The organism is Streptomyces sp. CB02959 (genome assembly GCF_002803155.1).
Lineage (GTDB): Bacteria > Actinomycetota > Actinomycetes > Streptomycetales > Streptomycetaceae > Streptomyces.
Map to the genome: position 1 here is coordinate 221,169 of NZ_NNBP01000001.1, position 12,279 is coordinate 233,447.

Here is a 12,279-nt window from a genome sequence, read left to right on the forward strand (position 1 = left end):
GTGAGGCAAGCGAGGGGAGCGCGTCGGTGTGGTCAGCTGGGTTCGTCAGGGCCCAGCTTCAGCCGACGCGCTTTCCAAGTACGAGAATTCGGGTGCGCATGGCACTGACCCTCCCCCTCCTGCGCACCGAGTGTCAAGTGGGTGGGACAGAGGTCTCACTATTTGGGCGCAACGGGGGATGCGCCAACGCCTCCGGGCCGGGCACCGCACCGTGCCGGACCGGTCGGCTGCCGCTGAGCACCACCGCCCGACCCTGGCCGGTCAGGTCCGGCACCGGGTAGCTGCCGCGGGTCAGCGCCCGGCGCAGCCGGGCCTCGTCCAGCGGCCCGGAGAAGGCCAGCCCCATGCCGTGCGTGCACCCCATGGAGCGCAGTGCCAGCACCTGTTCGGGCAGGTCGACACCCTCCGCGACCGACTGCATGCCGAGGTCGGAGGTGATCCGCAGCAGCCCGGCAGTGATCTTGTTCAGCCGGGCGGACTCCACCACGCCGTCGATCAGCCCGCGGTCCAGCCGCAGGACGTCGATGGGGAGCCGGCGCAGCGCGCTCATCGCGGCGTAACCGCTGCCGAAGCCGTCCAGGGCGGTCCGTACGCCCAGTCGGCGCAGTGCGACCAGTCGGCGCTCCAGGTCGTCGAGCGGGATCCGGGGGTCACTTTCGGACAGTTCCAGGACGAGTGCGCCGGAGGGGAGGCCGTGCCGGGCGAGCAGCGCCTCGATGGCCTTGGGGGTCAGTGCGCGGTCCAGCAGGCGTCGGGCGGAGAGCCGGACCGCGACCGGCACCTGGTGGCCGGCGCGGTGTCGCGCGGCGGCCTGCTCCACGGCCTCCTCCAGCTGCCAGCGGCCCAGCTCGGCGGCGCGCTCGCCGCCCTCGTCGGTGAGCCGCCCGCGGTCGCCGACCCGGAGGAACTCGGCCGGGGTGAACAGGATGCCCTCGGCGGACCGCCAGCGGGCGTGTGCGGCGACCGCGGTGATCCGGCCGCTGGCCAGCTCGACCACCGGCTGGTGCAGCAGCGCGAACTCGCCGTCCTGGAGGGCGGTGCGGAGCTTGCTGGCGAGTTCGGCGCGGTGCGCGACCTCGTCCTGCATCTGCGGGGCGTAGAGCTCGACCCGGCCCTTGCCAGCCTGCTTGGCGCGGTACATCGCCAGGTCGGCGTTGCGCAGCAGGCCCGCCGGGCTGACGCCTGGTTCGGCGAAGGCGACGCCGATGCTGGCCGCGACCCGGACGTCCCGGCCGTCGATGCGGTACGGGTCGGAGAGCCGCACCCGCAGCCGGTCGGCGATCTCCAGGATGCGGAACTCCCGGGCCGCGCGGTCGCGGGTGCCGTCGCCGGTGATGAGGGCGGCGAACTCGTCGCCACCGAGCCGGGCCGCTATGTCGCCGGCCCGCACCGATTCCGCGAGCCGGCGGGCCGCCTGGATCAGCAGCTCGTCGCCCGCCTGGTGGCCGATGGTGTCGTTGACCTGCTTGAAGCCGTCGAGGTCGATGTAGAGCACGGCGGTGTCGTGGTCGGTGGACCGGCGGCCGGTGACGGCCTTGGTGACGCGCTCGGTGAACAGCGCGCGGTTGGGCAGGTCGGTGAGCGCGTCGTGCGAGGCGTTGTGCTGGAGCTGGGCCTGGAGCCGGACGCGCTCGGTGACGTCGCGGGAGTTGAAGATCAGGCCGCCGTGGTGGCGGTTGACCGTGGACTCGACGTTGAGCCAGCCGTCACCGCCGACGCGCTGCCCGCCGGCCCGGAAGCGGCACTCGATCCGGGTGGTCGGCTCGGCCTCGGGCGAGGCGGCGAGGAACCGGCGGACCTCGTGGACCACCCGGCCCAGGTCCTCGGGGTGGATCAGCGAGGCCAGCTCGGAGCCGACCAGCTCCTCCGCGTCGCGGCCGTAGACCCCGGCGGCGGCGGGGCTCACGTACCGCAGCACCCCGGTCGGTGCGGCGATCATGATGACGTCGCTGGAGCCCTGCACCAGGGAGCGGAAGTGGTTCTCCTTCTGCGCGAGTTCCTGGGTGAGGGTGATGTTGTCGAGGAGCATGATGCCCTGCCGGACGACCAGGGCCAGGACGACCGCGCAGCCGGTGAAGAGCACCACGCGGTCGATGCGGCGCCCGTCCAGGACGTTGGTGAGGATGCCCAGGGTGCAGACGGCCGCGGCCAGATACGGGGTCAGGGCGGCCAGCGAGCCCGCGATGGGGCGGCTGCCGGGCAGCTGCGGGCGGCGCACCGTCTGCCGGGGGTCCTCGGCGGCGGTCTCCGCGCCGGACCGGCGGCCCACCCACGGGGCGTACGCGAAGAGCATCGAGCCGGCGAACCAGCCGGCGTCCAGGATCTGGCCGGAGCGGTAGTGGTCGTGCAGCAGCGGGGAGCTGAACAGCGCGTCGCACAGCACCGTCAGCGCCAGTGCGGCGATCGCGGTGTTGATCGCCGAGCGGTGCACGGAGGAGCGCCGGAAGTGCAGCGCCAGGACCATGCTGACCAGCACGATGTCCAGCAGCGGGTAGGCCAGCGAGAGGGCGCTCTGGGCGACTGAGCGGCCCTGGAAGTGCGCGGTGTGCGCGAGCGCCAGGCTCCAGGAGATGGTCAGCAGGGAGCCGGCGATCAGCCAGGCGTCGAGGCCGAGGCAGACCCAACCGGCCCTGGTCACCGGCCGCTTGGCGAGCACCAGCAGGCCGACGATGGCCGGCGGCGCGAACATCAGGAAGCAGAAGTCGGCCAGGGACGGGCTGGGTACGGCGGCGCCCTGGACGACCTCGTACCAGCCCCAGACGCCGTTGCCGAGTCCGGCCATCCCGGAGGAGAGGGCGAACAGCACCCAGGCCGGGCGGAAGGGGGTGGCGTACCTGCGGGCGTAGAGACCGCAGGAGACGGCGGCGACGAGGGCGGCCAGGCTGAGCCCGAAGTCCCCCATGATCACGGCCATCCGCGGTGAGCCCCAACCCACCACGGAGCCGACGGCGTAGCCGCCGCAGACGACGGCCAGTGCGACCTGCGGCACCGGACTCGGGGCACCGCCGGCCTGCGCGGGCGACCTGGAGAGCATGGCCCCCGGGGCGCTCACCGTACTCTCCCGTTCTTCCGGGCCGGGCCGCTTCGGGAACAGCGGGCGCGGGGCCCTGGTGGCTTTGCTGCGGGCGGTCGTGGATCGCGTGTCTCGCGGATCATCCATCGGCAGTACATCGCCCGTCGCCCCCCTCGGTTCCGGATCTTTCGTATCGCGCCGTGACGATCCGACGCATCCCCGCTCGGGACGATACACCAGATCCGTCACTCAGGGACATAGTGCCTCTACGGAGCGTAACGACCTAGGGATTTGTGGATACGGAGAGCAGCCCTACGGCCTCGTAGAGCGATCCACTGCGGATTCCGGTGCGGTGGCGACGACGTGCCGGACGGGCTCGCCGGCCGCGAAAAGCGCCAACTGACCGCGCAGCAGCCGCTTCGCACGGGGCAGGAAGGCAGAGCTGGGGCCGCCGACGTGTGGAGTGATGAGCACGCCGGGAGCGTGCCACAGCGGATGGCCGGTTGGCAGGGGTTCCGGATCGGTGACGTCGAGGGCGGCGCGGAGTCGCCCCGACTCCAGTTCGGCGAGGAGCGCGGCGGTGTCGACGATCGGCCCGCGGGCGACGTTCACCAGGAGTGCGCCGTCCTTCATCCGGGCCAGGAAATCACGTCCGACCAGGCCATGTGTCTGCTCGGTGAGAGGTGTGGCGAGGATGACGACGTCCGCGGCGGGCACGAGGGCGGTCAGCTCGGACAGTGGATGCACCGGACCGCGCACGGTGTCACGTGCGGTGCGCGCGATGCGCATCACCCGCGCGCATTCGAAGGGCATGAGCCGGTCCTCGATGGCACTGCCGATCGAACCATAGCCCACAATGAGGACCGACTTGTCGGCGAGCGCCGGGCGGAACTCCGGTCGCCACTCGCCCGCGTCCTGCGCTCGGACGAAGCCCGGGACGCCGCGCAGCGCCGCCAGCGTCAGGGTGAGCGCCAGCTCGGCGGTGCTGGCGTCGTGCAGGCCGCGGGCGTTGCACAACCGGGCACCGGGCGGCAGGTGGGCCAGCCCGGGGAGCATGTGGTCGATGCCGGCCGTGAGGGCCTGCACCACGCGCACCCGGGTCATCAGCGACAGCGCGCGCAGGCAGACGTCGGCGGACTTCATGTACGGGACGGCGTAGAAGACGCACCGCGCGGGGTCGGCCGGATAGTCGGGACCGGCGTCCCAGTGGACGTAGTTGAGGCCGTCGGGGAGACCGTCGATCTCGTCTGGCGGGATCGGGAGCCATACGTCGCCGGGGGTCGCGTGCGGGTCTGCTGTTGCCATGGGCCGAGGCTATGCGAAGAGACGTTTGGTTCAGACGTTAGTTTGGTCTGGCCCTTGATCGGGGGCGAGGGGACGGAGGCACGACCAGGTGGAGCGCAGGACAATCGGCGCGGCGGCCCTGGAGGTGGGCGCGATCGGCCTCGGCTGCATGCCGATGAGCTGGGGGTACAGCGCTTCGCAGCGCAGCAGGGAGGGGTCGGAACGGGCGCTGCACGCCGCGCTCGACCGGGGGTGCAGTCTGCTGGACACCGCCGACATGTACGGCCCGTTCACCAACGAGCTGCTGGTGGGGCGGGTGCTCAAGGAGCGGCGGCGGGACGCCTTCGTCGCGACCAAGTGCGGGCTGCTCGCCGGCGACCAGCACATCGTCGCCAACGGGCGGCCCGGCTACATCAAGCGTGCCTGCGACGCCTCGCTGCGGCGGCTCCAGACCGACCACATCGACCTCTACCAACTGCACCGGGCGGACCCCGAGGTGCCCATCGAGGAGACCTGGGGGGCGATGGCGGAGCTGGTGGCGGCCGGGAAGGTGCGGGCGCTGGGGCTGTCCGCGGTGGGGGCGCGCGCCGCGCGGACGCCGCGGGCCCTCCGGGACGGGCGGTTGGTACCCGGCGGCCGGGGGCTGCGCGGCGCGGGGCTGCACACCGGCACGCTGCGCCAACTGGAGCGCGTCCAGCAGGTGTTCCCGGTGAGCAGTGTGCAGGCGGAGCTGTCGGTGTGGTCGCCGGAGGCGCTGGCGGAGCTGCTGCCGTGGTGCGAGTCGCGCGGGGTGGGGTTTCTGGCGGCGATGCCGCTGGGCAACGGCTTCCTGACCGGCACCCTCACCCCGGGGCAGGGCTTCGAGCCGGAGGACATACGGGCCCGGCACCCGCGTTTCACCGCCGAGATGATGGCCGCCAACCAGCCGGTGGTGGCCGGACTGCGCCGGGTCGGCGCCCGCCACGGGGCCGCTCCCGGGCAGGTGGCGCTGGCCTGGGTGCTGGCCCAGGGGCGCCATGTGGTCCCCGTCCCCGGTACGAAGAAGGAGCGCTGGGCGGCGCAGAACGCCAAGGCGGCGGAACTGGTGCTCGGCCCCGAGGACCTGCGGGAGATCGCCGCGCTGCCACCGGCGCGGGAGTCCTGGTACTGAGGCGTCGCGCCGGGCCGGTTTCCCACGTCGTCGGCTTCCCGCCGTCGGGGTTCGCCTTCCGCGCCTGCGGCGCGGAGGGGGCGGTCGGCCCCGTCCCCTCCCGTGAGTGGGTGGAAATCCGGTGGGTGGGGGTTGGGTGAGTGGGTTGGCGGAGGTGGGTGTGGTGTTCTGGTCCCGCCCGTCGACGAGAGGACTCCTGCCGTGCAACGTCGTTCCCGGATGGCCGTGTTGGCTGCCGCATCGCTGCTCCTGGTGGCGGGGTGTTCGTCCGGTGGGGGGACGGCGGCGGGGGGTGCGGGGGCCGCCGGGCCGGGGAAGCGGACCGGGACGCCCTCGCCGCGGCCGTCGGCGTCCGCTGCGGTGCCGCCCGCCAAGGGGACGGTGCGGGTGACCGGGACGCTCGCCACGGGGCTGAAGTCGCCGTGGGGCGTGGCGGTGCTGCCGGGCGGGGACCTGCTGGTGGGTGAGCGGGACACCGGGCGGATCGTGCGGGTCGCCGCACACGGCGGGAAGGTCACCGACGTGGGGTCGGTCCCGGGGGTGGCGCCCGGGGGCGAGGGCGGGCTGCTGGGGCTGGCGGTCTCCTCGTCGTTCGGCACCGACCACCAGGTGTACGCGTACTTCACCACCGCGTCCGACAACCGCATCGCGCGCATGGTCTACGACGAGCGGCGGGACGCGGGCAACCAGTTGGGCGCTCCCAACACCATCTTCAAGGGCATCCCCAAGGGCCGGTTCCACAACGGCGGGCGGCTCGCCTTCGGGCCGGACCGGATGCTCTACGCGAGCACCGGGGAGACCGGTGACAAGGCGCTGGCCCAGGACAAGAAGTCCCCGGCCGGGAAGATCCTGCGGATGACCCCCGACGGCGAGCCGGCGCACGGCAACCCGGACCCGGACTCGGTGGTGTACGACTACGGGCACCGCAACGTCGAGGGGCTCGCCTGGGACTCCGACAAGCGGCTGTGGGCCTCGGAGTTCGGGCAGGACGCCTGGGACGAGCTCAATCTGATCGAGCCGGGCCGGAACTACGGCTGGCCGCAGGTCGAGGGGAAGCGGAAGGGCGGTGCGGTGCCGCCGGGGTACGCCGACCCGGTGCTGGTGTGGAAGCCCGCGGACGCCTCGCCCAGCGGGCTGGCGTACGCCAAGGGCTCGTTGTGGATGGCGTCGCTGCGGGGCGAGCGGCTGTGGCGGATCGCGCTGGACGGAACGAGGCCGGTGGCCGCACCGCAGGCGTTCCTCACCGGTGAGTACGGGCGGCTGCGGACCGTGGTGGCGGCCGACGACGGGGCGTTGTGGCTGGTCACCAGCAACACGGACGGCCGGGGCGAGCCCCGCAAGGGGGACGACCGGATCCTCCGCCTGGTGGTGAGCTGATCCCGCCGCTCCCCGTTCGGTCCCCCGGTGCGGCCGGTCTGCCTAGACTCGGCGTCGGGGACGGGTGGATCTGTGAGTGATCGCGCCGAAGGGGGCACCGTGTTCAACGTCGTGGAGGAACTGTTCGCGCCCGGTGGCAAGCACACCGAGGAGGAGCGCCGGCGGATGACGCTGGTGCTGGACGACGTCGGTGACGGGGACCGCGGGAAGGGGCCGATCGACCTGGCGTCCGGGGTCGTGGTCGTCCGGCCGCGGCCGGAGCCGCCCGCGCCGGAGGGCTCCGCCGCGGGCAGCTGACCGTCCGGCGGCGCTACGTGGCCGGCGCCGGCTCCTTGTCCGGTGCCGGCTCGGCGAACAACCGCAGCCGGTGGGCGACCGCGCCCGCCTCGCCGCGCCCGGAGACGCCCAGCTTGGCGAGGATGTTGGAGACGTGGACGCTGGCGGTCTTCGGCGAGATGAACAGCGTGTCGGCGATCTGGCGGTTGCTGCGGCCGTCGGCGACGAGGCGGAGCACGTCCCGTTCGCGGGGCGTCAGCCCCAGGGACTCGGCGGGGGCGGCGGGCGGCGGTGAGCCGGCCGCGGGGCCGGCCGCGGGTGCCGGCCGGCCGGCGAGGGGTATCCGGGCGCGCTGGGCGAGGAGTTCGAGTTCGCCGATCAGCGGCTGGGCGCCCATGTCCACCGCGGCGGTGTGCGCCTGGCCGAGCAGCAGCACGGCGACCTCGCGCGGGGTGCGGCCGTCGAGGCCGAGGGTGGCGCGCTCGGTGCCGTGCAGCAGCGACTCGGCCCAGCGGCGGCAGCACCAGGCCAGCTCGTGCGGCCGCTCCAGCGGCTCGAAGGCGGCGACCGCCTCGGCCCAGGCGTCGGGGGACTCCCGGCCCTCGGCGCGGCGGAGTTCGGCCTCGACCGCCGCGCCGTGGGCGTCCCACACCGGGGAGAGCCGGGCCAGCCCCTTGGCGGCGTGGCGGATGCGGGCGAGGATCTCGGGCCGGCCGGGACCGGCGGTGGGCAGCCCGCGGGCGTCGGCCTCGGCGGTGGTCGCCGACCACAGGAGCGGCCAGGCGTAGCGGTGCAGGCCGGGGGCGAAGCCGGTGTCCAGGGCGACCTGGACGAGGATGGCGCGGACGTCCAGGATCCGGCCCTGGCGGGCGGCCAGCCGCAGGGCGTGCCGGGCCATCGGGAGGGCGTGCTGCTGCTGCGGGTCGTGGGTGCCGTAGTACTCCTGGGCGACGGCCAGTTCGCGCTCGGCGGCGGCGAGGTCGCCCTCGTCCAGGGCGAGGGCGGTGTGGCGGCTGGCGGCCAGGGCCAGGGCGAGGGAGTTCTGGGCGAGGCGGCGGGCGTCGGCGGCGGCCCGGCCGGCCTCCGCCCAGCGGCCGAGCGACTGCAGGGATTCGGCGCGGTTGCTCAGCACCCAACTGGCGGCGTTCTTGAGGCCGTAGCGGGTGGTGAGCTCGATGCCCTGGTCGGTGACGGCCACGGCTTCGCGGGAGCGGCCGACGCCTTCGAGGGTGCCCGGGAGGTTGATGTGGCCGCGGCCGATGACGGCGAAGTAGCCGCGCTCCACGACCCGGTCGAGGACGGTGCGGAATTCGTCGAGCCCCCCTTCGACGTCACCGGCGTCCACCCGCAGCCCGGCCAGCGTCACCCGGGAGTTGAGCTCGGCCTCCTCGTCGCCCACCAACCTGGCGAGCTCCACGGCCCGTTCGGCGGTGGTGAAGGTGCCGGGGCCCGGTTCGTGGAGCATCTGCCAGCTGGCGACGGCGGCCGTCACGGTGGCGTGCACGGAGGACGGCGGCAGTCCGCGCATCAGCTCCTGGGCCTTGCCCAGGTCCTCCCAGCCGTCGCCGCGGCCGGTGCCCTGGCAGAGCCGGGAGCGCTGCGCCAGGAACCAGGCGGTGCGGAGGGGGTCGTTCTCGGTGCGCAGATAGCGCAGCGCCCGCTTGGTGATCATGAAGGCGCGCTCGCTGTCGCCGGACAGCCGGGCGGCGACCGCGATCTCGGCGAGCAGGTCGAGGAAGCGGAGGGCGTCGTCGTCGCAGCCGCAGGCCGGGTACCCCTCGGCGTAGTCGACCGGGCGCACGCCCTGGCGGACCTCCGGCGGGGCGTCGTCCCACAGCTCCAGGGCGCGGTCCAGCAGCCGCAGTTGCTCGGCGTAGGCGTGGCGGCGGCGGGCCTGTACGGAGGCGGCGAGGACGGCGGGCAGCGCCTTGGCGGCGTCGTGGGCCTTGTACCAGTAGCTGGCGAGGCGGGTGGCGCAGACCTCGGAGCGGACCAGCGCGGGGTCGGTCTCCAGGGCCTGTGCGTAGCGGCGGTTGAGGCGGGTGCGTTCGCCGGGCAGCAGGTCGTCGACGACGGCCTCGCGGACCAGGGCGTGCCGGAAGCGGTAGCCGGTGCCGTCCTGGGTGGGGACGAGGGCGTTGCTGCCGACGGCGGCCCGGAGCGCCTCGATGAGGTCGTCCTCGGGCATCTGGCAGACGGCGGCGAGGAGTTCGTGCTCGACGGTGGAGCCGCCCTCGGCGGCGATCCGCACCACCCGCTGGGCGTCCTCGGGGAGCGCTTCGACGCGCACCAGGAGCAGGTCGCGCAGGGGGTCGCTGAGGCCGTGGAGGCAGCCGTCGGCGAGGCCGCGGGCCAGCTCCTCGACGAAGAAGGCATTGCCCTCGGAGCGCTTGAAGACCCGGTCGACGGTGTCCTCCGCGGGCTCGCTGCCCCGGATGCCGGCGATCTGGGAGCGGACCTCGTCGCGGTTGAAGCGGTTCAGCTCGATGCGGCGGACGGTGCGCATCCGGTCGATCTCGGCGAGGAACGGGCGCAGCGGGTGGCGGCGGTGGATGTCGTCGGAGCGGTAGGTGGCGACCAGGAGGATGCCGGCGTCGTGGAGGGTGCGCAGGAGGTAGGCGAAAAGCTCGCGGGTGGAGCGGTCGGCCCAGTGCAGGTCCTCTACGAGGATGACGAGGGTGCGGTGGGCGGCGAGCCGCTCCAGGAGGCGGGCGGTCAGCTCGAAGAGGCGGGCCCGGCCGACCTCCTCGCCCCGGGTCTCCCCGGCGGGCTCGCCCAATTCCGGGAGGATGCGGGCCAATTCGCCTTCCTGGCCGGAGACGGCGGCGGCCAGCTCGTCCCGTAGGTGGGCGTTGAGGGTGTGCAGGATCGAGGAGAACGGGGCGAACGGCAGGCCCTCGGAGCCGATTTCGATGCAGCCGCCGAGCGCGACCTGCGCGCCGCTGCCGCGGGCCGTCTCGCAGAACTCCTCGATGAGGCGGGTCTTGCCGACCCCGGCCTCGCCCCCGATCAGCAGGGCCTGGGGCTCGCGGGACGCGGCGACCCGCGCCAGCGCGTCGCCCAGCGCGGTGAGTTCGGCCGCGCGGCCGACGAAAACGGGACTGACGGGTCTGCTTTCCACAGTGCCGAGCATCGCACAGGGGTCCGACAATGCGGCAGTGGTTTCCGGCACACCGGGGGCGTCTTCGCTGGTCCGCACGGCCGTGGGCCTCTCCGGTGGGTCAGGCGGCGGCGCGCCGTACGCGCCCCCGCCGGGCCCTGGCCGTCCTCACCTGCCCTTCGGGATCGTCGCTCGCAAAGTGGGCGGCGTCCCGCGTCGCTTCGGCGGCCTCGCGCACCAGGCGGCGGCGGTCGGACTGGCGGCGCAGCTCCTCGTAGCGGACCCGGAGCTCCAGTTCGGTGGCGTACATGAGGTCTCCCCTTGGGGTGAGGCGGTGGTGACGCCCGGTCGGTTGCCGGGCGCCTTCGGCCACCACTCTCGTCGCCCAGGGGGGTCCGCCACATCGGGAGAGTTCCCGATCTCCGGGCCCGGTTCGGGGCCCGGAAACCGGGGCGGCGGGCGGCCGGGGGCTTAGAAACAGTCGTCCCGGGACCTGAGGGCCTTAGGAATGGTCCACCGCACGCAAGGGGCCTTAGGTGCGCCCGCCGCCGTCCTCAGGAGGGCTCAGGCGCCGCCGCCGGGTGCCTTAGGGATGCTGGGCATGGCGGCGAACAGGTCGAGGTACATCCCCGCCGAGATGATCAGCCCGAGCAGGCCGAGCACCAGTCCGCCCCAGGCGACGGCCCGCACCCAGGTGGGGCGCCGGCCGGTCAGCACCACCGCGGCGACGAGCATGGCGAGCACCGCGAACACCCCGTTGACCAGGGCGGTGGTGTGCCAGGGGGCGCCGTAGACGGCGGCGATCTGGTCGGTGGCCTTGCCGGACTGGAGCTTGATCTGGCCCAGCAGCGTCTGCCGTTCGGCGAGCAGGGTGCCGAGCCAGGTGCCGGTGACGGAGGCGAAGCCGAGGCCGGCGGCCACCACGGCTCCGGCGCCGGCGGCCGCACCGGCGGCGGGGGCTCCGGCGGGGTCGGCCGCGGTCTCGTCGCCGGTCTCCTCCTGGTCGTCCTCGTCGGTGCCGCTCCCGGACTCGGCCGCGTCGGCCGCATCACCGGTCCCGGTCGCCCCGGCGGTTTCGGGCTCCCCGCCGGTCTCCGACTTCTCCTCCGTTACGGCCTTCTCCCCGGCCTTGGTCGGCTCCCCGGCCTTCGTCGTCTCCGTGGCCTTCGTCGTCTCCGTGGCCTTCGTCGTCTCCGTGGCCTTCCCCGCCGCCGCGGTCCCCGTGTCCTCGGCGCCGGTCGTCTCGTCGTCGGTTCGCTTGTCGGTCGTCGTTCCCATGGGCGCGACCGTAGGTGCCGCGTCTGAGAGTCGTATGAGAGTCGCTCCGCCCGGGGGGACACCGACGGAGGGCGGAGCGACACGGGGAACCGACGGGAACCGCGCCCGGCGCGGCCGGCCGGTCGTCAGGCCGGCTGGCCGCGGTCCCGGCCGGTGCGCGGGCTCTGCACGGGGCTCTGCCGGGCCCCTCCGGTGGCGGTGTCGATCAGGATCTGCCGGGCCCTGGCGACGTTGTCCGCCCGGACGGCCCGGCCCATCGCCGCGCGGGCCGCGGCGGGCGAGGTCTCCGGTGGGACCACCAGCAGCGAGAAGTAGTCGCGGTCGCCGCGGGTGATGAGGACGGTGTCGTCGCCGATCGGGAAGGAGTCGATGTGGACGATCCGGTCGCCGATGGTCAGCCGGGTGGGCAGGGCCTCCCAGGCGCTCGCGTCCAGTCCGACGCGCAGCACGGGGCCGAGGTGCCGGGTGAGTGCGGTGACCAGTCCGGGCAGCTCGGCGCCGATGTCGCGGGAGCGCGGCCACCAGGCGCCGTCGAGGATCCCTTCGCGGGACTGGGTCGTCGCCAGCCTCAGGAGGGCCGTGCCGGGCTGGACGGTCTCGTGGACCGCGTCCGGTAGGAGTTTCGGAGTGTCCGGGGTGTCGGTGCCGGCCATGGTGTTCCGCCCGCCTGCGGTGCGTGTGCCCGCGGTTTACCGTGCCGACGCCGGCGCGGCCGCCGGCGTACGGAAGCCTCGGTGCCTCCACGGTACTCCGGGGCCGTAACGACGCCCCGGAGTACCGTGGAGGCACCGGAGGCACGTC

General features: G+C 73.9%; 9 protein-coding genes. 3 read left to right on the forward strand and 6 right to left on the reverse strand.

The features are described from left to right. Positions 1 to 133: 133 nt before the first annotated feature. Both CG747_RS00980 and CG747_RS00985 read right to left on the reverse strand, forming a co-directional pair. Positions 134 to 3,052: a putative bifunctional diguanylate cyclase/phosphodiesterase gene (locus tag CG747_RS00980; protein WP_374701725.1), complete on the reverse strand. Its 2,919-nt coding sequence runs from the start codon at positions 3,050 to 3,052 to the stop codon at positions 134 to 136. Between the two features lie 273 nt (positions 3,053 to 3,325). Beyond that, on the reverse strand, positions 3,326 to 4,318 hold the full coding sequence (locus CG747_RS00985; RefSeq protein WP_100599653.1) for a 2-hydroxyacid dehydrogenase: 993 nt from the start codon (positions 4,316 to 4,318) through the stop codon (positions 3,326 to 3,328). Positions 4,319 to 4,406: 88 nt separating this feature from the next. On the opposite strand from CG747_RS00985, the gene CG747_RS00990 reads away from it, so the two are divergent. From CG747_RS00990 to CG747_RS01000, 3 genes are all read left to right on the forward strand, one after another. Then, a complete protein-coding gene (locus CG747_RS00990; protein WP_100599654.1) occupies positions 4,407 to 5,447 on the forward strand; it encodes an aldo/keto reductase in 1,041 nt (346 codons plus the stop codon). Positions 5,448 to 5,666: 219 nt separating this feature from the next. Beyond that, a complete protein-coding gene (locus CG747_RS00995; RefSeq protein WP_180985363.1) occupies positions 5,667 to 6,824 on the forward strand; it encodes a sorbosone dehydrogenase family protein in 1,158 nt (385 codons plus the stop codon). Between the two features lie 99 nt (positions 6,825 to 6,923). Continuing rightward, positions 6,924 to 7,121 (forward strand): DUF6191 domain-containing protein, encoded by a 198-nt coding sequence (locus tag CG747_RS01000; RefSeq protein ID WP_100599656.1) that lies wholly within the window; start codon positions 6,924 to 6,926, stop codon positions 7,119 to 7,121. A gap of 13 nt (positions 7,122 to 7,134) precedes the next feature. Here the strand turns inward: CG747_RS01000 and CG747_RS01005 are convergent, their stop codons facing one another. The 4 genes from CG747_RS01005 to CG747_RS01020 form a co-directional block, all read right to left on the reverse strand. Beyond that, complete coding sequence (locus CG747_RS01005; protein ID WP_100599657.1) at positions 7,135 to 10,233, reverse strand: helix-turn-helix transcriptional regulator; 3,099 nt, start codon at positions 10,231 to 10,233, stop codon at positions 7,135 to 7,137. Between the two features lie 88 nt (positions 10,234 to 10,321). Further along, a complete protein-coding gene (locus CG747_RS01010; RefSeq protein WP_100599658.1) occupies positions 10,322 to 10,510 on the reverse strand; it encodes a hypothetical protein in 189 nt (62 codons plus the stop codon). Between the two features lie 254 nt (positions 10,511 to 10,764). After that, positions 10,765 to 11,478, reverse strand: coding sequence for a hypothetical protein (locus CG747_RS01015; protein ID WP_100599659.1), 714 nt, complete (start codon positions 11,476 to 11,478; stop codon positions 10,765 to 10,767). A gap of 125 nt (positions 11,479 to 11,603) precedes the next feature. Then, complete coding sequence (locus CG747_RS01020; RefSeq protein WP_100599660.1) at positions 11,604 to 12,131, reverse strand: DUF5994 family protein; 528 nt, start codon at positions 12,129 to 12,131, stop codon at positions 11,604 to 11,606. Between the last annotated feature and the right edge of the window lie 148 nt (positions 12,132 to 12,279).

Bases quoted from the DNA above. Each gene is read 5' to 3' on its own strand.
- CG747_RS00985 (WP_100599653.1), bottom strand. From the start codon at position 4,318: ATGGCAACAGCAGACCCGCACGCGACCCCCGGCGACGTATGGCTCCCG.
- CG747_RS01010 (WP_100599658.1), bottom strand. From the start codon at position 10,510: ATGTACGCCACCGAACTGGAGCTCCGGGTCCGCTACGAGGAGCTGCGC.
- CG747_RS01005 (WP_100599657.1), bottom strand. From the start codon at position 10,233: ATGCTCGGCACTGTGGAAAGCAGACCCGTCAGTCCCGTTTTCGTCGGC.
- CG747_RS00995 (WP_180985363.1), top strand. From the start codon at position 5,667: ATGGCCGTGTTGGCTGCCGCATCGCTGCTCCTGGTGGCGGGGTGTTCG.
- CG747_RS01015 (WP_100599659.1), bottom strand. From the start codon at position 11,478: ATGGGAACGACGACCGACAAGCGAACCGACGACGAGACGACCGGCGCC.
- CG747_RS01020 (WP_100599660.1), bottom strand. From the start codon at position 12,131: ATGGCCGGCACCGACACCCCGGACACTCCGAAACTCCTACCGGACGCG.